This is a genomic window from Streptomyces lydicamycinicus, assembly GCF_000829715.2.
GTDB classification, from domain to species: Bacteria; Actinomycetota; Actinomycetes; order Streptomycetales; family Streptomycetaceae; genus Streptomyces; species Streptomyces lydicamycinicus.
In genome coordinates this window covers 1,160,214-1,180,663 of sequence record NZ_BBNO01000001.1, presented here as the reverse complement: position 1 = coordinate 1,180,663, position 20,450 = coordinate 1,160,214, and the positions used below count along the sequence as shown (strand labels likewise).

Here is a 20,450-nt window from a genome sequence, read left to right as displayed (position 1 = left end):
GGGGGAACGATTCGACGCCTACAACAAGAGGTGCGCAGATGGTGGCCCCGCCTGACAACGACGTTCTCTGGGCCCGCGGCCTGCACCACGCGTACGGCGGCACCTCCGCCCTGACCGGAGTCTCCGTCGGCGTCCCCGAAGGCGAGATCCTCGCCGTCACCGGCCCGCGCGGCAGTGGCAAGACCACCCTCCTGAAATGTCTCTCCGGCCAACTCGTCCCGGCCGAGGGCGAGGTGTGGTTCAACAGCTCCCCCGTGCACACCCTCTCCTCCCCCAGCCGCGAACGGCTGCGGCTGGACCGGTTCGGCTGGATCGACACCGAACCGCATCTCGTCGCCGAACTCACCGCCTGGGAGAACGCCGCCCTCCCCCTCCTGCTCCGCGGCACCGGCACCCGCTCCGCCAAGCACACCGCCCTCGAATGGCTGGACCGCCTCGACGTCGGCATGTGCGCGAGCCGCCGCCCCGCGCAGCTCGACCAGTCCCAGCGCCAGCGCATCGCCATCGCCCGCGCGCTCGCCACCACGCCCCAGGTGCTGTTCGCCGACGAGCCGACCGCCCCGCTGCACCGCGCCGACGGCACGCAGGTGCTGCGCACCCTCACCACCGCGGCCCGCTCGCACCAGATCACCGTGGTCCTGGCGACCCATGACCCCGATGTCGCCACGCTCGCCGACCGGTCCCTCGCGCTCCTCGACGGCCACCAGTCGAGCGGTGCGCCCGACACCACCGGCGCCTCCGATGAGGAAAGCAGGGCAGAGTGCTCGCTCTCCGTCTAGCCCGCGGCTCGCGCCCACTCGTCCTGCTGCGCCGCCTCTCCGTCACCGCCGCGGCGGCCGGCACCGGCTTCCTTCTGCTCTCCACCCTCGGCCATGCCGCCGGTCATCCGTCCGCGGCCGACGAGTCGCTGGTGCGCCTGCTGTGGTGCGCGGCCCCGCTCGCCGCCACCGCCCAGTTCGCGGTGTCCACGGCGCGTACGGATCCCGCCGCCCGCCTCCAGCGCGGGATGACCGCCGCCGGCCTGGGCCCGCTCCGGCTCACCCTGCTCGCCACCGCCTCCACCGCGCTGACCTGCTTCCTCGGCGTCGCGCTGGCTCTGCTGGCCTTCCTCCGGCTGCGCGGCGACCTCGGGCCGGGGCAGCTCGGCCGCCCGTCCGCCCTCGGTCTCGACTCCGACCTGCTCGGCACCGGCCATCCGGTGCCGCTCGTCGGCGCCCTGTTGCTGCTGGCGACCGTGCCGCTGACCGCCGCGGCCGCGACCGCCGTCTCCCTGCGCCCCCGTGACGAGGCCGGCACGCCCGAGACCGACAGCCGCCCCAGGACCGCCCAGCCCTCCGGCCTCCCCTGGGGCATCGCGCTGGCCGCGGCCGGCCTGGCGATCGAGGCGTACACCAGCCGCGGCGCCCACGCCCCCGGTGGACTGCTGCCGCTGCCCGGCCGGCTGGTCGGCAGCCCCCCTGGCGTGCTGGCCGGCTGGGCGCTGTCGACCTTCGGCCTCGTGCTGGCCGGTCCCGGTCTGGTGCATCTGTGCGGCCGGCTGCTCTGCGCCGGGCGCCCCGGCGCACTGCGCCTGCTGTCCGGCCGCGTGCTCCAGGAGGAGTCGCACCGCCTCGGCCGCCCGCTCGGGGTGCTGTGCGCGGTCGCCTCCGCCGCGTACGCCGCCGTGAAGGTCTACGAGGCCTCGCCGGCCAGTCCGTTCGGCCCGCTCACCGCGGTCGGTGCGGCGGTCGTCCTCGCCTGTGTCACCGCCAGCGCGCTCACCGCCGCCGTGGAGTCCCGCTCGGCCCGCGCCCACACCACGGCGGCCCTCCGCCGCCTGGGCGCCTCCGCCTCGGTGCTGCACCGCGCCGCGGCCCTGCGCTTCCTGGCGCTGGTCCTCGTCATGGCCCCGCTGACCTGGACCGTCGCGGAGATGGCCACGCTTCCGCTGGTGCATTGAGGGTGTGGGTGTGGGGGCGGTCCGTTCCCCTGACGGCGCCGGCCGTGTCAGCACGGCCGACCGGCCGACCGCCGCGCCGTCGAGCGGCGGCCCCGCCCGCCCGGGACTCCACTGGCCGAGGCGGACGACGGTGAGCTGCGGATGCAGGAGCTCGCCGACCTCATCGGCCTCAACCAGAGCTCCGTGAGCCGGCCGGCCTCCCGGCTGGAGTCGTCCGGGCTGACCGCCGCGATCTGTGCCCCGATGACCGGCGCGGGGTGTACAGCGTGATCACGGACGAGGGCCGGGACGTACAGCGGCAGGCGCGCCCGGCCTATGACAGTGCGCTGCCCGCCGCGCTTGATGCCGCGGCCGCGGACGGGCACCTCGGCCCGCCGGTGGCCACACTGCGGTCCTAACATGACGGACGTGCAGTCGAATTCACAGCCCTCAGCGTCCCGCCGCCCCCACACCCACGACGACCACGACGACCGTGAGATCGAGTCCCTGGAGGAGTTCGACCGGGTGGTCTCCTCGGGGAGTCTCGCCGGACATCGCGTCCAGTCGGTCGACCTGACGGACCGTACGTTCGCGCTGCTCAGCGCGGACACCACGGAGTCCGTGTTCCTCGGCTGCGCCATGGAGCCGGACGCCGCCGCCAAGGTGCGTGCCGGTGGGGCCCTGGTCTTCCCGCCCGTGCCGGGCCTGCCGTTCGATCCGTACCGGGGCGGTCTGTACGGCCCGGACGAGCTCTTCGAGGGGCTGGCCGACGGCGGCTTCGACGCCACCCCGGACGCCCGGACCTACCGCTGGTACCAGGAGACCAAGTCGGACGGTGACATCTTCGCCTCGATGCTGCGCAGCATCCACGACGACGCGGTGTCCGACGCCCTGGACGAACACCTCGCCGGTGCGCAGGTGGTGGGCATCATGGGCGGCCATGCATTGGAGCGCGGTTCCGCGGCGTACGCGGGCGCGGCCCGGCTCGGCCGCCGGCTCACCCGCGACGGGCTGACCGTCGCGACCGGCGGCGGCCCCGGCGCGATGGAGGCGGCGAACCTCGGGGCGTACGCCGCGCCCTTCGAGGACGAGATGCTCGACTCGGCGCTGGAACTCCTCGCCAAGACACCGCACTTCACCCCGTCCGTCACGGACTGGGCCCGGGCCGCCTTCGAGATACGCCGGAGCCGGCCGGGCGGCGGCGTCTCGGCCGGCATTCCCACCTGGTTCTACGGCCATGAGCCGCCGAACGCCTTCGCGTCCCACATAGCCAAGTACTTCGTCAACGCGGTGCGCGAGGACGGGCTGCTGGCGCGCGCCAACGCCGGCGTCGTGTTCCTGCCGGGCGCGGCCGGGACCGTACAGGAGATCTTCGACAATGCGACGCCGAACTACTACCAGTCGCGGGGCGAGCCGACCCCGATGGTGCTGGTGAACCGCGCGCACTGGACGGAGAAGCTCCCCACCTGGCCGCTGCTCCAGGCGCTGGCCGCGGACCGGCCGATGGCGGCCCGGATCGCCCTGGTCGACTCGGTGGACGAGGCCCCGGAGGCGCTGGCCCGCCTCCGTACCCAGGCGCCTTCCTGACGCGTCCGTGCGCTCGCCGGCTTCCCGGCGTCGAAGGCTCTGCGCGGCTGCGGCCGGCGGCGCACCGGTGTATTTGCCGGCGGAGGCAACTCCCGTCCCCAAATGCACGTCTGCCAAGAAGGTAATGAACGAGTAATGCGGACAGCGGGCGAACGGAGCTCTTGGTGATCATCGGCCTTCTGACGGCCGTGGCGGCGTCGGCCTGCTACGGCACGGGATCGGTCCTCCAGGCGGTGGGCTCCCGCAAATCCGCTCGCCGGGAGGCGGCCGAGTCCTCCACCACCGGGGTCACCCAGCATGGCGGGCCCAGCCTGTCATCGACCGCGAAGGCGGCCGTGACCTGGGAGTTCATGGTGGGCACGGTGCTGGACTTCGTCGGGTTCGGGCTGGGCGCGCTGGCCGCCCGGCTGCTGCCGCTGTTCCTTTCGCAGACCGTGATCAGCGCCAATCTCGTGATCACGGCCGTACTGAGCATCAAGCTTCTGGGCATCCGGCTCAGCCGGGCCGAGTGGTCCTCCATCGCGGTGGTCTGCGCGGCCCTGGTGCTGCTGGCCACGGCCGCGGGGCCGGAGGGCAGCGGTCACACCCCGATCGCCACCCACTGGTGGCTGCTCGTCGCCTCCGTCGTGCTGATCGGCGGCGGCATCCTGATCGTGCGGCTGCTCGGCGGGCGGGCCGCGATCCTGGCGGGTCTGCTGTCCGGTCTGGGGTTCGGTGCGCTCGGGGTCGGCGTACGGGTGCTGAACGGGGTGGACCCCTTCCACCTGCCGTCGCTGCTCGGCGACCCCGCGCTGTACGCGATTCTCGTGGCCGGTATCGGGGGCATGTATCTGCACACCGTCGCCCTCCAGATCGGCTCGGTGAACGGCGCCACGGCGGCGCTGGTGGTCGGCGAGACGGTGGTCCCCGGCATTCTCGGGGTGCTGTGGCTGGGGGACGCGTCCCGTCCGGGCTTCGCCTGGGTCGCCGTCCTCGGCTTCGTGGTGGCGGTGGCCGGTGCCGTCGCGGTCGCCTGGTTCGGCGAGCCGGAGGCGGAGCCCGGCGCAGCCGGGGCCGGGACGCCGGAGGCCGGCGAGCGGCCCACGGAGGTCGCGGCCCGCTGAGGCGCGTCTCCGTCCCTGGCCGGCGCGACTGCCGGAGGTGGGACGCCGGTGAGCGGCCCACGGCCCCGGCGTCCCACCGGGCCCGCGCCGGTGCTCAGCCCGCCGGAGCGGAGGCGTCCAGTACCACCACGTCCTGCGCCTGGAAGGCGATCCCCACCCGCTCGCCCACTTCGGGCGCGTCCCGCAGCGCGCAGGCCGCCTCCACCTGCGGTCCGGCGGCCGGCTGGAGCAGCAGTGCGACATGGGTGCCGCGGAAGGTACGGGCCGCGACCGTGCACGGCAGGCCCTCCGAGGTGGCCGTCAGCCGTACCCCGGCCGGGCGGACGAGCAGCCGGCACGGCCCGTCCGGGGTGGCCGCCGGCACGGGCACCTTCCCCCAGGGGGTGGCGGCCGCCTCGCCCTGCACCGTCGCCTCGACGACGTTGTCGAAGCCGAGGAAGCGGGCGACGAATTCGGTGGCGGGCCGTTGCCAGACCTCCAGCGGGGTGCCGGACTGCGCGATCCGGCCGTCCTGCATCACCACGACCCGGTCCGCGAGCGCGAAGGCCTCCCCCTGGTCGTGGGTGACGGCCAGCACGGTCGTCCCCAACTCCTGGAAGAGCCGCCGGAGTTCGACGACCAGCCGTTCCCGCAGCCCGCGGTCGAGCTGGCCGAGGGGCTCGTCCAGCATCAGCAGACGGGGGCGGGGGGCCAGGGCGCGGGCCAGCGCGACGCGCTGCTGTTCGCCGCCGGACAGGGAGGCCACGGCGCGCCGCTGGGCGCCCGGCAGCCCGACGAGGTCCAGGAGTTCGGCGACCGTACGCTCCTGGTCAGCGCGCGGGGTGCGCCGCATCCGCAGCCCGAAGGCGACATTTCCCGCGACATCGCGCTGCGGGAAGAGCTGGTGGTCCTGGAACATCAGGCCGACCCCGCGCCGGTGGGCGGGCACCCCCGACTGGTCCCGCCCCTCCAGCAACACCTGCCCCGTGTCGGCCTGTTGGAGCCCGGCGACCACCCTCAGCAGCGTGGACTTGCCGCTGCCGCTCGGTCCCAGGACGCACACGATCTCCCGGGCGGCGACCTCCAGACCGACCGCGTCCAGCGCGGGGCGCCCGCCCGTGCCGAAGCGGACGGTCACCCCGCCCAGCCGCAGCAGCTCCCGCGCCGTGCTCCCGGCCCGTGCCGTCATCTAGAACTCCCCGGATCGGTCGAGGGGGCGCAGCCGCTCCAGCACCAGCAGGGCGGCGGCGCACACCAGCATCAGGATGGTCGACAGGGCCATCGCCTGCCCGTAGTTGAGCTCCCCGGCACGCCCCAGCAGCCGGGCCACGGCCACCGGCAGCGTCGGCTGGTCCGGCCGGGCGAGGAAGACCGTCGCGCCGAACTCACCGAGCGACACGGCGAAGGCGAAGCCCGCGGCGATCAGCAGCGCCCGTCGCACCATCGGCAGGTCAACCGCGCGCCACACCTGCCAGGGGGAGGCACCGAGCACGGCGGCCGCCTCCCGCAACCTGCCGTCGACCGCCCGCAGCACCGGCAGCATCGTCCGGACCACGAACGGCACCCCCACCAGCGCCTGGGCGAGCGGCACCAGCCACCACGAGGCGCGCAGATCGAGCGGTGGCTCGTCGAGGGTGATCAGAAAGCCGAAGCCGACGGTCACCGCGGAGACCCCCAGGGGCAGCATCAGCAGCGCGTCGAAGCCGCGGACGAACCGGCTGACCAGGGGGGTCCGCCCGGACGGGCCGCGGCGCAGCCGGGGGAGGGTCAGTGCGGCGGCCGCCAGTCCGCCCACGACCAGCGCGATCACGGTGGCGGCGGCCCCGTAGGCGAGGGAGTTCCACAGCGCGTCCAGGGGGGCGACGGCGAAGGTGCTGTCGGTGCTCGCGGCGGAGCCGAGCGCGGTGTAGAAGGCCGTCCCGTAGCCGTCCGGCCCGGCGAACGAGCGCTCCACGAGCACCACCAGCGGCGTGAGGAGCAGGACGGCGATGACCGCGAGCGTCCCCCACAGCAGCGTCCACTGGCCCCGGCCGCGCGGCCGGCGAGCGGTCTGCGACGCGTCCACGAGCCGGAGGGCGGATTCCCGGCGGCGCACGGTCCAGGCGTGCAGCGCCAGGACGCCCAGCACCGCGGCGAACTGGATCATGGTGAGGACGGCGGCCGTCGGCAGATCCAAGAAGTCCGCGGTCTGCCGGTAGATCTCCACCTCCAGCGTCGAGAAGGTGGGCCCGCCCAGGATCTGCACCACCCCGAAGGAGGTGAAGGTGAACAGAAAGACCATCAGGGCGGCGGCCGCGACGGCGGGTCCCAGCGCGGGCAGCGTCACCCGCCGCCAGGCCTCGAACCGCCCGGCTCCCAGCACCCGCGCCGCCTCTTCCTGCCGCGGGTCGAGCTGCCCCCAGAGCCCGCCGACGGTCCGTACGACCACGGCGTAGTTGAAGAAGACATGCGCCAGCAGGATCGCCCACACCGAGGTGTCCAGGCGCACGCCCCACAGGTCGTCCAGCAGCCCGCCCCGCCCGACCAGCGCCAGGAAGGCCGAGCCGACAACAACGGTCGGCAGCACGAACGGCACCGCCACGACCGCCCGCAGCAGCTGCTTGCCGGGGAAGTCGAAGCGCGCGAAGACATAGGCGCCGGGCAGCGCGATCAGCAGCGTCAGCCCGGTCGAGGCGGCCGCCTGCCAGACGGTGAACCACAGCACCTGCACGACGTCCGGGTCGCTCAGCACGGCACCGAACCGGCTGAGCTGCCACTGCCCGCCGTCCTTGAGCCCCCGTCCGACGATCGCCACGACGGGATAGGCGAAGAACAGCGCGAAGAAGGCGAGCGGCACCGCCATCAGGCCGAGCCGCACCGCCGTCCCCCGCGCGGGCCTGCCGCGCCGGGCGCCCGTGCCGTCCGAAGGCGTTACTTCAGAACGAGGGAGGACCACTGCTTGATCCACTGTTCGCGGTTCTTGGTGATCGTCCCGGGCGCCAGGGTGGCCGGCTCGTCGATCGTCGTGCCGTACTTGGTGAACAGCTCCGGCACCGCGGCATCCTTACGGGCGGGGTTGACGAACATCTGCAACGGCACGTCCTCCTGGAACTTCTTGCTCAGCAGGAAGTCCAGCAGCGCCTTGCCGCCCTTCTCGTTCTTCGCGCCCTTCAGCAGACCGCCGAATTCGATCTGCCGGAAGCAGGTGCCGGCCGCGACACCGGTCGGGGCCTCCTTGGGCGCGGGCTTCTTGCCGAGCACCTCGGCGGGCGGGCTGGAGGCGTAGGAGACCACCAGCGGCTTGTCGCCCTTGCCCTTGCCCGCGGCGGAGCCGGAGAACCGGTCGTTGTAGGCCTGTTCCCAGCCGTCGACGACCTCGACGCCATTGGCCTTGAGCTTCTTCCAGTAGCTCTGCCAGCCCTTCTCCCCGTACTTCGCGATGGTGCCGAGCTGGAAGGCCAGCCCCGGGGAGGAGGTGGCGGAGTTCTCCGTGACGAGCAGCCCCTTGTACCGGGGCTGGAGCAGATCGTCGAAGGTCTTCGGCGGCGCGATCTTGTGCCGGGTGAAGTAGCCGCGGTCGTAGTTGACGCAGATGTCGCCGTAGTCGAGCGGGGTGACCCGGTGCTCACCCTTGTCGAGCTGAAGCCCCGCCGGGACACTCTCCAGCCCCTTGGCCCGGTAGGGGCTGAAGAGTCCCTCGTCCAGACCGCGCGAGAGCAGCGTGTTGTCGACACCGAAGAACACATCGCCCTGGGGGTTGTCCTTGGACAGGATCGCCTGGTTCAAGGCCTTGCCGGCGTCCCCGCCCTTGAGCATCGTGACCTTGTAGCCGCTCTCCTTCTCGAAGGCGGCCAGCACGGACTTGGAGACGTTGAACGAGTCATGGCTGACGAGCGTGACGGTCTTGGCGTCCGCGCTGCCGCCGCCGGAGTTCCCGCAGGCGGCGAGGGCGGTCATGCCGACCGCGGCGGCCACCGCCGTCGTGGTGATCCTGCTGATGGTGCTCACTGATTTCCTCCTGGCTGGCCAGGAAGAGACGCGGCCCTGCCCGGCGTCCACGACTCCCGGCGTCCGGGGACGCGGGGAGGGAACTCCGGGCAGGGCGCAACAGCATGAGTGACGACCGAACTTCCTACCCGGAATGACCCGGGCGAGGTTCAAGGGTCTGCGGGCACCGTAGGACTACGACGCTTCCGCACTCTCAGCGCTGTGGCGCTCCCCTGTCGGAATGTGCATTTGTTCGACCACACCGTATCAGCGGGGCGGTCAGCGCTCCGAGGCCGCGAGCTGCCCGCAGGCGCCGTCGATCTCCTGTCCGCGGGTGTCGCGGACGGTCACCGGCACCCCGTGCGCCTCGATGGCCTGGACGAACGCCCGCTCGTCCTCGGGACGCGAAGCGGTCCACTTCGAGCCCGGCGTCGGGTTCAGCGGAATGAGGTTCACATGGACGCGCTTGCCCTTCAGCAGCCGCCCCAGCAGATCACCGCGCCACGCCTGGTCGTTGATGTCCCGGATCAGCGCGTACTCGATCGAGATCCGCCGCCCGGACTTCTCGGCGTACTCCCACGCCGCGTCCAGCACCTCGCGCACCTTCCAGCGGGTGTTGACGGGCACCAGGGTGTCGCGCAGCTCGTCGTCCGGGGCGTGCAGCGACACGGCCAGCCGGCACTTGAAGCCCTCGTCGGCGAACCGCAGCATCGCCGGCACCAGCCCGACCGTGGAGACGGTGATGCCCCGCTGCGACAGCCCCAGCCCGTCGGGCTCGGGGTCCGTCAGCCGCCGGATGGCCCCGACCACCCGCTTGTAGTTGGCAAGCGGCTCCCCCATCCCCATGAAGACGATGTTGGACAGCCGCGCCGGCCCGCCCGGCACCTCCCCGTCGCGCAGCGCACGCATCCCGTCGACGATCTGGTGCACGATCTCGGCGGTCGAGAGATTACGGTCCAGCCCCGCCTGCCCCGTGGCGCAGAACGGGCAGTTCATCCCGCACCCAGCCTGCGACGAGATACACATCGTGACCCGGTCCGGGTACCGCATCAGCACCGACTCGACGAGCGTCCCGTCATGCAGCTTCCACAGCGTCTTCCGCGTGGTGTCGTCATCGCACGAGATATGCCGCATGACCGTCATCAGGTCCGGCAGCAGCTCACTCGCCAGCTTCTCGCGCGCCGCCGCCGGAATGTCGGTCCACTGCGCCGGATCATGCGCATAACGGGCAAAGTAGTGCTGCGACAGCTGCTTGGCGCGAAACGGCTTCTCCCCGATCGCCGCCACCGCTTCACGACGCTCGACGGGACTGAGATCAGCAAGGTGCCGCGGCGGCTTCTTGGCCCCGCGCGGCGCGACAAAAGTAAGTTCTCCGGGTGCAGGCATGGTGGGTCCAGTGTGGCAGATCGTCCGGCGCGGCCCAGGTGAGAGCGGAGTGGAAGCCGTCACCCTCGAACGCCGCCTGCGCTGGGCCGCCCTCGCACGGCCCGGAGACGGCCCAGCCTCCGCTCCCCAGCACTACTCGTACACGGCAGCTGCGCTCAGAGCTCGGGCAAAAAAGGCCCAGTCACCGTCGACAGGAAGTTCACGACCAGCGTTCCGATGCCAGCCGCCCGCATCGTCGATCCAGGCGGCCAGGGCCTCCAGGAAGTCACCAAGATCGGCGTTTTCCCACGAGGCGGCGTTGTCGGCATGGTCACGGTGCAGGGAGCGGACAAACGACGCCAGCGCTTCCCTGCTGTCCACACGATCAGGAGACGAAGTCATGGGCGTGGACGTTACTGCCCTCGGGACTACTGCTTTGTAAGCCTGGGGGTGATCTCCGCGGTGCGTCCCTGGCCGGTGGGCGGGCAGCCGGCTCCGGTCTCTCAGTGGGTGCGGGGACCGTTCAGCGCTCTCGTTGACCGTGGTTGCCCCCGCTGCCCGCCTGGACCTCAGCCGACGCCAGTCAGCCACGGCGGCGGGTCCGCAAACCGACCAGGCGCGCGTGTGCCTCGCTGCCCCCACCGACCTCAGCCACGCTATCGGAGCCTCCATCAAACCAGAGCAACTCGTGTTGGCCGGCCCGTGACGATGCGCGGGATCAGACTCACGACTCTGGATCAGCCTCCGCTTCCAAATTCACAGCATCATCGACTGAGATCTCTCCAACACCCGGTGCACCGGAGTCACTTTCTTCGGCCATGGATTCACCGACCAGCTGCAATGCACGCTCGTGCAGCGTCATAGAGCGCGCTTCCAGGAAGCCTGGATAATCATCCACCAGGGCACACTCAAGGGCTTCTTCGGAAACGAGCAGAGTGCCGAGTCGCCCAACCGCTTCTTCTCGACCGACAGAGTCGATCAACTGCCGCAGGTAGCGTGAAGGCGCAGAATTACTGATCCCGATATTACTCAAGGATGAGAGAAGAACGATATTCCCTACTGCGTTTGCTCGACCTCCAGGAACATCCTGCCCCTTCAGGTAGTCGCGTGGGAAGAAGTGGTGGTACTCCTTGTCGTTACTCCAGGACAGGGACTTTCCGACATCAAGCCGCTGACCCGTGAGCATGTCAACGGGGCCTGCATACGACAGCATCAGCGCGAGCATCTTCGAAACCGCGCTGTTAGCTCGGAACTGTGATACTTTCCAGATATCCTTGCGCGGGAGGGAAGCTGGTACGTCCAGCGGCGTGCCGGGAATTGCCTCGGCGAATTCTTTGATAGCCCTCCAGTCACTGGACATTTGCCCCGTGTTCCAGCCGCCGAAGTAACCACTGAGCGTCGTACGCCAAAACCAATTCTCCAACTCGGCGAACTGATCGTTGTGCGGAGCTGGCACCCTCCTGAAGATTTCCGTCAGGACGGCAAACTGATTCGTGTACGGAAGGGATTGTGGACGAGGTGCCCTAATATGGGTTGTGAGGAAGTCGACAGATTTTTTGGCCGCCTCTGTTACTTCACCGATAACCTGCCGAAGTTCGTCGACATTCTTGTTGCGAAGTTTGTCGATGTCATCGACAGCGAACCCGTAATCTGCTCCAGCAGCCACGGACCTTAGGACGGTTTTTCGGTCGATCGAATCATAATTGCGGGTTGCGAGGCTCTGCAAGATGCCATCGATCGCATCACGCAGATCAAACGCCGGGTCCCACGTCGCCGCCCTCATGAGGTCAACAATCGTGAGTGGAGTCCCCTTGCTGTTGACACGCTCGAAGATGGGCGCGATGTCGTCAATTGGCATGTCTCCAAGGGTCACTGCGGCGATCATGTAGTCCTGGAACCTGTTGAACAACGCATCGGCAGTTACCCTCGCAGCATCTCCCTCGATTGCAGAGACACGACGAAAGAAATTAGCGGGATCCGACAGGAGGCGGACGGGGATTTGCGTCAACGGGGGGTCGCCGAGTGAGTGGAGATGCACGAACTCGTCGGCCTGGACGTCAAATACAATGTTCCAGATACTGTCCGGATCACCATCGGGCTTCCAATGGAGTGCGCCACAGACGGTCGAAAGTCGCTGCTGGCCGTCTAGAAGGTAGTTGACTGGGTAGTCCGGCTTACGATCGGCAATGTTAAGCCCTCCGATTGTCCGTTCGCTTGCCAATTCCTGCCGAGACTGCCAGAGAAGGATGCTTCCGATGGGATAGTTGCGGGCGATCGAGTCCAGCAGCCCCAAAACCTTTTCCCTGGGCCAAACAAAGTCACGTTGGAATTTCGGCAAGAGGATGTCACCCGTTAGTACTCGCTGTGCGAGTTGTGAGATCCTCTCGACGGTGGGACGCGGGTCCTTGAAAGCAACTCTTTCCTGGTCCGTGTCAACCACTTTAGTTCTCCTGACGCTTATACCTGTGGCCTTCCTGGCCGACCATACAGCTGTGATCCTGAAGTGCGTGGCGTTTTGGGCAGATTAAGTGCTCGTCTGACGAGGTCCGCGGCGCCCGCTGCCTCAGCCAAGCCGTACCCCTTCTCTGGCATCAGACGGCTGATTACTGTGCGAGGCACGGGCGCCGGCCGGGCAGGGCCTGGTACTGCTCCGGGCGGCTGCTGAGCAGTAGTGCCCTGAGGTCCTGGGCTGGGTATCGCTAAGCCCGAAGGCTTCGGCGAGTCGGCGGAACGTTGTGTGGTTGATTCCGCGGGAGCGGGCGTCGGCCTCGAACTCGTCGAGCCGGTGGAGTACGGTTTCCGGGTCGAGCCTCTGGGCGGACTGACTGCCGAGCCAACTGGACTTGTTGCGTTCGTAGTCGATCTCAGAGAATCCGCAGATATCGCGGCTGTGCTGCTCGACCTGGTGCAGGTTCTCCGTTGTGAGGATGGCGCGGGCGAGCTGGTTGCGGTTGAGAGCTTCGTCGAGGTCGGCCTCGTACACGACGGATCCCTCGTCGGTGAGCGGGACTGGTAGGCCGGCGTCCCGCACTTCGCTTCGTTGGCCACCGCGCCGTGGTGGCCGGTGTGGGGTACGTCAGGAGCGTGGAACAGTGGCCGTGACCCGTTGGATCGTGATCAATGTCCCTTCCTCGTTGCTGCTGGCAGGGCTCGTCGTCGTGATCGCCGGCGGGACCGCGGTCGCCCAGGCATTCGTCCGGCGCCGCGTCCCTCGCATCAAGCAGGGCAAGCAGAACGAGATCGCACAGTTCCTCTTCCCCGTGATCGCGGTCGTCTACGGGTTCCTCATCGGCTTCATCGTCCTCGCGCTCTGGGGCCAGGTGAACACGGCCGACCAGACGACGCGGACCGAGGGCGCCATGGCGACGCAGCTGGCCAGGGGCCGCGAGGTGTTCGGCAAGGCCGAGAGCGCGCGGATCAGGCAGAGCCTGTTGGCGTACGGACGCGCGGCGGCGGCCGAGTGGCCCAGCGCCGCGGCAGGCGATACCACGCCCGAGGCCGAGAACGCGCTGAACCGTCTGCACAGCACGTACGAGAGCATTCAGCCCCGCAACGACACCCAGCGAGCCTTCCTCGCCAGCTCGCTCGCGTCCCTGAAGGACATGAGCCTCGCACGCACGGAACGGCTGCTCGAAGCACGCACCAACATCGGCCCACCCCTGTCCCTGTGGATGGCGGTTCTTCTGACCAGTGGACTGGTCCTCGGATTCTCCGCCACCTTCGGCTCCGAGCAGGCCCTGATCCACTACGGAATGGTCGCGGCGGTGAGCGTCCTCGTCGCCACCAACCTGTTCCTCGTCACGGAACTGTCGTATGCCTACCTCGGCGAGTTCGCCACGTCGCCGGAGCCACTGCGCGCGGTGGTCGAGGCCCTGTCGCCGCCTCGGTAGACGGGAGGCGGTGCACAGAAGAGGGCAGGAAGAGGAATCCCTCTCCCTGCCCTCACCTGAGAGAACCCTGCGATCAGCCGGCTCCCACGAAGATCACGAACAGCAGCCAGACGACCGGCGCGGTCGGCAGCAGAGAGTCGAGCCGGTCCATGATGCCGCCGTGGCCGGGGAGCAGGGTGCCCATGTCCTTGATGCCGAGGTCACGCTTGATCATGGATTCGCCGAGGTCGCCCAGGGTCGCACTGGCCGCGACGGCGAGGCCGAGCAGCAGGCCCTGCCACCAGGCGCCGTCCGCGATCAGGAACTCCATGCACAGCGCGCCGGCCGCCATCGCGAAGAGCACCGCGCCGACGAGCCCCTCACGGGTCTTGCCGGGGCTGATACGCGGGGCGAGCTTGTGCTTGCCGAACCGCCAGCCGACCGCGTACGCACCGGTGTCGCTGACGACCGTGAGCAGCAGGAACGTCAGTACCCGCTGCGGCCCGTCGGCCTCGGCCGCGAGCATCAGCGCCACGAACGTCGCGAGGAAGGGCACATAGAACGCCGCGAAGACGCCGGCGGTGACGTCCCGCAGATAGTTCTCGGGCGCCTCGGTCATCCGCCAGACGAGCACGGCGAGCGCGGTGAGGGCCATCGCCACCCACGCCCCCTCGGCGCCGCGGACATAGCCGGCGACCACCATGGCGGTGCCGCCGACCGCGAGCGGCACCAGCGGCACCCTGATGTCCTTGCGCTCCGCCAGCCGCGAGGTCAGCTCCCACAGGCCCACGACCACGGCGATCGCTATCACGCCGATGAAGACGGGCTTGTAGACGAAGAGCGACGCAACAATGATCACGCCGAGGCCGATGCCGACCCCTATGGCGGCGGGCAGGTTGCGGCCCGCGCTCTTCTTCTTCGGCTTCTCTGAGTCCGGCGAGCTGTCGGACCCGGAAAGAGAGGTGGGCATGGGCTCCTGCGGCTTTTCGTCGCGGAACAGGGGGCCGCTCCGTCGAGCAGCCCCCCGGTCGTCCAGATGATCCCGGTTATCCCGGATATCCCGATGTTCCCGGTTGTCATCCTGGTGTCCGCCTTGCCCGGGGACAAAGGGCATGGGCCGAGTCTGCGCCGCATCGCCCCAGTCGTACACCGGACCCGCCGGAGCGGGGGGCGCCGCCCCTCGAAGCGAGGAGGCCGGTCCGTGGTCGGGCGGTCCCCATTGACCGGCGCCGGGCGGGGCCCCCCAGGAAGACTCGTTCATCAGACCTCGAGGAGCTCGGATTCCTTGTGCTTGAGCAGCTCGTCCACCTGCGCGACGTACTTCGCGGTGGTGTCGTCGAGCTCCTTCTCGGCGCGGCGCACCTCGTCCTCGCCGCTCTCCTTGTCCTTGACCAGCTTGTCGAGGGTCTCCTTGGCCTTGCGCCGGACGCTACGGATCGAGATCTTCGCGTCCTCGCCCTTGTTCTTGGCGACCTTGATGAACTCCTTGCGGCGCTCCTCGGTCAGCTCCGGGAACGTCACTCGGATGATGTTGCCGTCGTTGCTCGGGTTGACGCCGAGGTCGGAATCGCGGATGGCCTGCTCGATGTTGCGCAGCGCGCTCTTGTCGAACGGGGTCACCACGGCCATCCGCGGCTCGGGCACCGAGAACGACGCCAGCTGGTTGATCGGCGTCATGGCACCGTAGTAGTCCGCCACGATCTTGTTGAACATCGCCGGGTGCGCACGCCCGGTGCGAATCGCGGCGAAGTCCTCCTTGGCGACCACGACGGCCTTCTCCATCTTCTCCTCGGCCTCGAGGAGGATCTCTTCGATCACCACTTGCTCCTGGTCTTTTCGGTAAGAAGCAGAGCCTCGCCCCTGCCGCGCGTCTTCTCCTGCACGGTGTCCGACCGGCAGGCCATTGTCCATCCCCGTGCCGGGGATCCTGCCCCGGTCGGGAGTTGCCGCCCGTACAGGCCGATGCCCGTACGGAATCACGGCAGTTGAGGCCGTCAGGCCCGGGTGTCCTGATCGCTGACGAGCGTGCCGATCTTCTCACCCTTCACCGCACGCGCGATGTTGCCCTCGGCGAGCAGTTCGAACACGAGGATCGGGAGCTTGTTGTCCCGGCACAGCGTGATGGCGGTGGCATCGGCGACCTTCAGGTCGCGGGTGATCACCTCGCCGTATTCGAGCGCGTCGAACTTCACCGCGTCGGGGTTCTTCTTGGGGTCGGAGTCGTAGACGCCGTCCACCCCGTTCTTCCCCATCAGCATGGCCTCGGCGTCGATCTCCAGGGCACGCTGGGCGGCGGTGGTGTCGGTGGAGAAGTACGGCATACCCATGCCGGCGCCGAAGATGACGACCCGGCCCTTCTCCAGGTGGCGCACCGCGCGCAGCGGAATGTACGGCTCCGCGACCTGTCCCATGGTGATGGCTGTCTGGACGCGGGAGTCGATGCCCTCCTTCTCCAGGAAGTCCTGGAGGGCCAGACAGTTCATGACCGTGCCGAGCATGCCCATGTAGTCGGAGCGGGCCCGGTCCATGCCGCGCTGCTGGAGTTCGGCGCCGCGGAAGAAGTTGCCGCCGCCGATCACGATGGCGATCTCGTAGCCGTCGCGCACCACGGCGGCGATCTCGCGGGCCATCGCGTGCACGACGTCGGGGTCGACGCCCAGTCCCCCGCCGCCGGCGAACGCTTCGCCCGACAGCTTCAGCAGGAAGCGTCGCCTGCCGCCGTGACCGGCATGGTCTGTGTGCGCGCCGTCGGCACCGTGAATCATTGAGCTCTCCTCGTGCACATACGAAGAAGGCCATTGCCGTGGGTCTGGTTCAGATCCCTCTGCGGCAATGGCCTCCTCGTCACATCTGCGGCCGGCCGTTGAGCGGCCGACTGCGTACGACCCTAGCGGGGTCGTAGGTCATTCGCTGCCTTCGCGACAGGCTCAGATGCCGACCTTGATGCGCGAGAAGCGCTTCAGGGTGACACCGGCCTCCTGGAGGACCTTCTCAACGGACTTCTTGTTGTCAAGGGCGTACGGCTGACCGAGCAGCGTCGCGTCCTTGAAGAAACCGTTGATCCGACCCTCGACGATCTTCGGAAGAGCGGCCTCGGGCTTGCCCTCCGCGCGGGTGGTCTCCTCGGCGACACGCCGCTCGGCCTCGACGACCTCGGCCGGGACGTCGTCCTTGGCGAGGTACTTCGGGGCGAACGCGGCGATGTGCTGCGCAATGCCCTTGGCGACCTCGGCGTTCTCCTTGTCGAGCTCGACGAGGACACCGATCTGCGGGGGCAGGTCGGGCATGGTGCGGTGCATGTACGCCGACACGTAGCCGTCGGAGAACTGCGCGAAGCGGTCCAGGACGATCTTCTCGCCCAGGTTGGCGTTGGCCTCGTCGACGAACGCCTGGACGGTCTTGCCGGCCGCGATCTCGGAGGCGAGCAGGGCCTCGATGTCGGCCGGGGAGGTCTTCGCGATGTGCGCGGCGATCTCGTTGGCGACGGCCTGGAACTTCTCGCCCTTGGCGACGAAGTCCGTCTCGCACTTCAGCTCGACGATGACACCGGAGGTGTTGTCGTCGGCGATCACGGAGACCACCGCGCCGTTCTCGGCGGACCGGCCCTCGCGCTTGGCGACGCCCTTCTGGCCCTTGATACGCAGCGCCTCGACGGCCTTGTCGACGTTGCCCTCGGCCTCGTCCAGGGCCTTCTTGCAGTCCATCATGCCGGCGCCGGTGAGCTCGCGGAGCTTCTTGACGTCAGCGGCGGTGTAGTTCGCCATGGTCTGTGAATCTCTTCTCGAAATCTCGAAGTCGAAAGATCTACGGGTGGACGGCGGGGGCGGCGCTTGTGGCGCTCTCCCCCGCCGTCATCAGCCGGATGCTGCGGGTCAGGCCTGCTCGGCCGGCTTCTCGGCCTCGGCGGCGGGGGCCTCGGCGGGCTTCTCCTCGGCCTTGGGGGCCTCGTCGTCAGCCTTCTTCTCGCCCTCGAGCAGGTCGCGCTCCCACTCGGCCAGCGGCTCGGCGGCAGCGGCCTTCTCGCCGGGCTTCTGGTCGCCGGTGGCGGCACCGGAGCGGGCGATGAGGCCCTCGGCGACGGCGTCGGCGATCACGCGGGTGAGCAGGGTGACGGAGCGGATCGCGTCGTCGTTGCCCGGGATCTTGTAGTCGACCTCGTCCGGGTCGCAGTTGGTGTCGAGGATCGCGACGACCGGGATGTTGAGCTTGCGCGCCTCACCGACGGCAATGTGCTCCTTCTTGGTGTCCACGATCCAGACGGCGCTGGGCACCTTCTGCATCTCGCGGATACCGCCGAGGGTCTTCTCCAGCTTGGCCTTCTCGCGGGAGAGAACCAGGAGCTCCTTCTTGGTGAGGCCGGACGCGGCCACATCCTCGAAGTCGATCTGCTCGAGCTCCTTCAGGCGCTGGAGGCGCTTGTAGACGGTCGAGAAGTTGGTCAGCATGCCGCCGAGCCAGCGCTGGTTCACGTAGGGCATGCCCACGCGGGTCGCCTGCTCGGCAATGGCCTCCTGGGCCTGCTTCTTCGTGCCGACGAACATGACCGAGCCGCCGTGGGCGACGGTCTCCTTGACGAACTCGTAGGCGCGGTCGATGTACGACAGCGACTGGAGCAGGTCGATGATGTAGATGCCGTTGCGCTCGGTGAAGATGAAGCGCTTCATCTTCGGGTTCCAGCGGCGGGTCTGGTGCCCGAAGTGGACGCCGCTCTCCAGCAGCTCCCGCATCGTGACGACGGCCATGGCCGTACTCCTTGTTGTTCTCGGTTCCACTGCGGCCGGTCGGCCGCGGTGCCTGACGCCCCGACGCGCCTGCCGGGGAAGACACCTTGCGGAGCCGTCCGAGGACCGAGGGGCGCGGCCGTCGTGCTGCCCGAACGGGACTGGTGCACTGACGGCGGGGCGTGCGAAGTCGACCCGGTGACCCGGATCGCCACCAGAAGTGTACGGGACTGCCGATGCACCGGGCGACACGCACCATTTCGAGCCCCGCCCGGGTGACACCGTTGTCCACAACCGCCCCGTCATCCACAGCTTCAGACCAAGATCCACACACCGCGACGGACTGCGTCACCGTCAACACATGCGACGAAACACGCGGCGAGACCCGCGACAAAAACCGCGACAGAATCCGCGACGACATTCGGTCCCGACCAGGGCCTTGCGTGCCTCCTTCACCGGCTTCCGGGGGCGTTTCCCACGGCCGGCGGGCGGCGGGCGGCCCAGGCACTGCACCCGAGCGGGGCGCGGGGACGAGCCCGCTCCCTCTGCCCGGCGCCGGCCTCCGCCCTCGTCCTCGCCCTCGTTCTCATTCCCACCTCTGCCTCGGCACCGGTCCCGGTCTCGCTGCTCGTCCCCGCCCCCGTCCCGCTTCCGGTCGCCCGTGCCTTTACCGCCGGGTCCGCGCGGGAAGCCGAAGGGATACGGGCCGAGCTGCTTCTTCCCCGCCCACGCGGCGGGCGTACTGCTGGCCCCGACCGCGGCCGCGGTCCTCACGTTCTTCACTCCCGCCCTTGCGAGCGCTGCCGATCCGTCGGTGAGCGGGGTGGCGGGGCGAGGGGTGGAGCGTGGGGTGGAGCGGGCGGGGGTCGCGGGACTCGGCGAGGGGGTGCGGTGGCGCGCCGAGGGGGCTGCGCCATCGGCACCTGCCGCGCCGGACGAAGACAGAGCCTGGCCAGTGGGAGGACCTGCGGGCGCACAGCCGACGGTGGTCAGGGGCTGGAAGCCACCTCCTTCCCCGTGGGCAGCCGGGCACCGCGGGGTGGACCTGGCCGCTTCCGCCGACGCCGTGGTGCGAGCCGCCGCCCCTGGCCGGGTGGCCTACGCCGGAACCGTCGCAGGCCGCGGCGTCCTGACCCTTGAGGTGTCCGGCTCGGGTCGCCCTCCGTTACGCACCACGTACGAACCCGTACGCTCCACGGTGCGGAAGGGTCAGCGCGTCAAGGCCGGCCAGCCAGTCGCTGTCCTCCAGCACGACGGCCCGTTCCACTGCCGGGAGCCCTGCCTCCACTGGGGCCTACGTCGCGGCAAGACCTACCTGGACCCGCTGTCCCTGCTGCCGCGAAGCATGCTCCGCGGCGGCCCGTCCCGACTTCTGCCGATCTTCGGGGTTCCCGTAACGGCGGACGACCCCACGGCTCTCCGGCATCCGGAGCCCCCGGAGCCAACAGCGCATGAGAGGAACTCGGAACCTACGGCGGCTGCCCTCATAGAAGCGGCCGGACTGGCGACCGTGGCGATCTGGGCGTTCGGACGGCTTCCCACGGCCCGGCCCCCGGTAGGCGAGAAGAGCCCGCGAAGGCGGCGGGGGCTGGGGGGCGGTCGTGGCGCGTCGTCGGGCGAAGGGGTGAGTGAGCGCGAGATCGCAGTGATCACGGCGGAACGGGATCCCGACGCTGCGGTGATCGCGACGGCACGGGTGGGCCCGAACTGGTGAGAGCAGCCCGGTCAGCTAGGCGGCGGTGACGTCGCACTGGTAAGTGGCACACGCCAAGTACAGGTACAGGTACAGGCACAGGCGCCGGTGGCGGGAGGGCCCACAGCGGCTCGACCCACACCACGGGCGCCCCAGGGGCTGCGGGCTGCGGGCTGCGGGCTGCGGGCTGCGGGCTGCGGGCTGCGGGCTGCGGGCTGCGGGCTGCGGGCTGCGGGCTGCGGGCTGCGG

At 69.5% G+C, this 20,450-nt stretch carries 20 protein-coding genes; 8 read left to right on the top strand and 12 right to left on the bottom strand.

Features of this window, described 5'->3' with window-relative positions:
- Positions 1-38: 38 nt before the first annotated feature.
- The 6 genes from TU31_RS05100 (at position 39) to TU31_RS05080 (ending at position 4,608) form a co-directional block, all read left to right on the top strand.
- On the top strand, positions 39-779 hold the full coding sequence (locus tag TU31_RS05100) for an ABC transporter ATP-binding protein (RefSeq protein WP_042149441.1): 741 nt from the start codon (positions 39-41) through the stop codon (positions 777-779).
- Positions 761-1,939, top strand: coding sequence for a hypothetical protein (locus tag TU31_RS05095; RefSeq protein WP_042149438.1), 1,179 nt, complete (start codon positions 761-763; stop codon positions 1,937-1,939). Before TU31_RS05100 ends, TU31_RS05095 begins: the two co-directional genes overlap by 19 nt.
- A gap of 141 nt (positions 1,940-2,080) precedes the next feature.
- The gene (locus TU31_RS40430) at positions 2,081-2,209 is read left to right on the top strand and encodes a helix-turn-helix domain-containing protein (RefSeq protein WP_245698402.1); all 129 of its coding nucleotides are present in this window, start codon (positions 2,081-2,083) and stop codon (positions 2,207-2,209) included.
- On the top strand, positions 2,206-2,337 hold the full coding sequence (locus TU31_RS40425) for a hypothetical protein (protein WP_275451768.1): 132 nt from the start codon (positions 2,206-2,208) through the stop codon (positions 2,335-2,337). Before TU31_RS40430 ends, TU31_RS40425 begins: the two co-directional genes overlap by 4 nt.
- A gap of 1 nt (position 2,338) precedes the next feature.
- Positions 2,339-3,505, top strand: coding sequence for an LOG family protein (locus TU31_RS05085; RefSeq protein WP_370682698.1), 1,167 nt, complete (start codon positions 2,339-2,341; stop codon positions 3,503-3,505).
- Between the two features lie 164 nt (positions 3,506-3,669).
- A complete protein-coding gene (locus tag TU31_RS05080; RefSeq protein ID WP_042149435.1) occupies positions 3,670-4,608 on the top strand; it encodes a DMT family protein in 939 nt (312 codons plus the stop codon).
- 94 nt (positions 4,609-4,702) lie between these two features.
- On the opposite strand, the gene TU31_RS05075 is transcribed toward TU31_RS05080, so the two are convergent.
- The 7 genes from TU31_RS05075 to TU31_RS36475 all read right to left on the bottom strand — a co-directional run bounded on the left by TU31_RS05075 (position 4,703) and on the right by TU31_RS36475 (position 12,901).
- A complete protein-coding gene (locus tag TU31_RS05075) occupies positions 4,703-5,776 on the bottom strand; it encodes an ABC transporter ATP-binding protein (protein WP_042149432.1) in 1,074 nt (357 codons plus the stop codon).
- Positions 5,777-7,522, bottom strand: a complete 1,746-nt coding sequence (locus TU31_RS05070; protein WP_370682697.1) for an ABC transporter permease — start codon at positions 7,520-7,522, stop codon at positions 5,777-5,779.
- The gene (locus TU31_RS05065) at positions 7,498-8,574 is read right to left on the bottom strand and encodes a thiamine ABC transporter substrate-binding protein (protein ID WP_042149425.1); all 1,077 of its coding nucleotides are present in this window, start codon (positions 8,572-8,574) and stop codon (positions 7,498-7,500) included. Before TU31_RS05065 ends, TU31_RS05070 begins: the two co-directional genes overlap by 25 nt.
- 258 nt (positions 8,575-8,832) lie before the next feature.
- Positions 8,833-9,939, bottom strand: a complete 1,107-nt coding sequence (rlmN, locus tag TU31_RS05060; RefSeq protein ID WP_042149422.1) for a dual-specificity RNA methyltransferase RlmN — start codon at positions 9,937-9,939, stop codon at positions 8,833-8,835.
- Positions 9,940-10,071: 132 nt separating this feature from the next.
- The gene (locus tag TU31_RS36485; RefSeq protein ID WP_245698401.1) at positions 10,072-10,320 is read right to left on the bottom strand and encodes a DUF7660 family protein; all 249 of its coding nucleotides are present in this window, start codon (positions 10,318-10,320) and stop codon (positions 10,072-10,074) included.
- A 322-nt stretch (positions 10,321-10,642) separates the two neighbouring features.
- On the bottom strand, positions 10,643-12,358 hold the full coding sequence (locus TU31_RS36480) for a GmrSD restriction endonuclease domain-containing protein (protein ID WP_078885541.1): 1,716 nt from the start codon (positions 12,356-12,358) through the stop codon (positions 10,643-10,645).
- A 123-nt stretch (positions 12,359-12,481) separates the two neighbouring features.
- Positions 12,482-12,901 (bottom strand): DUF1152 domain-containing protein, encoded by a 420-nt coding sequence (locus TU31_RS36475; protein WP_306304250.1) that lies wholly within the window; start codon positions 12,899-12,901, stop codon positions 12,482-12,484.
- 109 nt (positions 12,902-13,010) lie between these two features.
- Here TU31_RS36475 and TU31_RS05050 point away from each other — a divergent pair, with 109 nt between their 5' ends.
- Positions 13,011-13,808, top strand: coding sequence for a bestrophin-like domain (locus tag TU31_RS05050; RefSeq protein ID WP_078885540.1), 798 nt, complete (start codon positions 13,011-13,013; stop codon positions 13,806-13,808).
- Between the two features lie 73 nt (positions 13,809-13,881).
- On the opposite strand, the gene TU31_RS05045 is transcribed toward TU31_RS05050, so the two are convergent.
- The 5 genes from TU31_RS05045 to rpsB all read right to left on the bottom strand — a co-directional run bounded on the left by TU31_RS05045 (position 13,882) and on the right by rpsB (position 18,529).
- Positions 13,882-15,048 (bottom strand): phosphatidate cytidylyltransferase, encoded by a 1,167-nt coding sequence (locus tag TU31_RS05045; RefSeq protein ID WP_181018530.1) that lies wholly within the window; start codon positions 15,046-15,048, stop codon positions 13,882-13,884.
- Complete coding sequence (gene frr, locus TU31_RS05040) at positions 15,048-15,605, bottom strand: ribosome recycling factor (RefSeq protein WP_006602824.1); 558 nt, start codon at positions 15,603-15,605, stop codon at positions 15,048-15,050. The genes TU31_RS05045 and frr overlap by 1 nt, the downstream gene beginning before the upstream one ends.
- Before the next feature lie 176 nt (positions 15,606-15,781).
- Positions 15,782-16,552 (bottom strand): UMP kinase, encoded by a 771-nt coding sequence (pyrH, locus tag TU31_RS05035; protein WP_018087130.1) that lies wholly within the window; start codon positions 16,550-16,552, stop codon positions 15,782-15,784.
- A 162-nt stretch (positions 16,553-16,714) separates the two neighbouring features.
- Positions 16,715-17,551, bottom strand: coding sequence for a translation elongation factor Ts (tsf, locus tag TU31_RS05030; protein WP_042149410.1), 837 nt, complete (start codon positions 17,549-17,551; stop codon positions 16,715-16,717).
- 108 nt (positions 17,552-17,659) lie between these two features.
- The gene (gene rpsB / locus TU31_RS05025; RefSeq protein WP_042149408.1) at positions 17,660-18,529 is read right to left on the bottom strand and encodes a 30S ribosomal protein S2; all 870 of its coding nucleotides are present in this window, start codon (positions 18,527-18,529) and stop codon (positions 17,660-17,662) included.
- Positions 18,530-18,869: 340 nt separating this feature from the next.
- Here rpsB and TU31_RS40540 point away from each other — a divergent pair, with 340 nt between their 5' ends.
- On the top strand, positions 18,870-20,222 hold the full coding sequence (locus TU31_RS40540) for a murein hydrolase activator EnvC family protein (protein ID WP_078885539.1): 1,353 nt from the start codon (positions 18,870-18,872) through the stop codon (positions 20,220-20,222).
- The last annotated feature ends 228 nt before the right edge of the window (positions 20,223-20,450 follow it).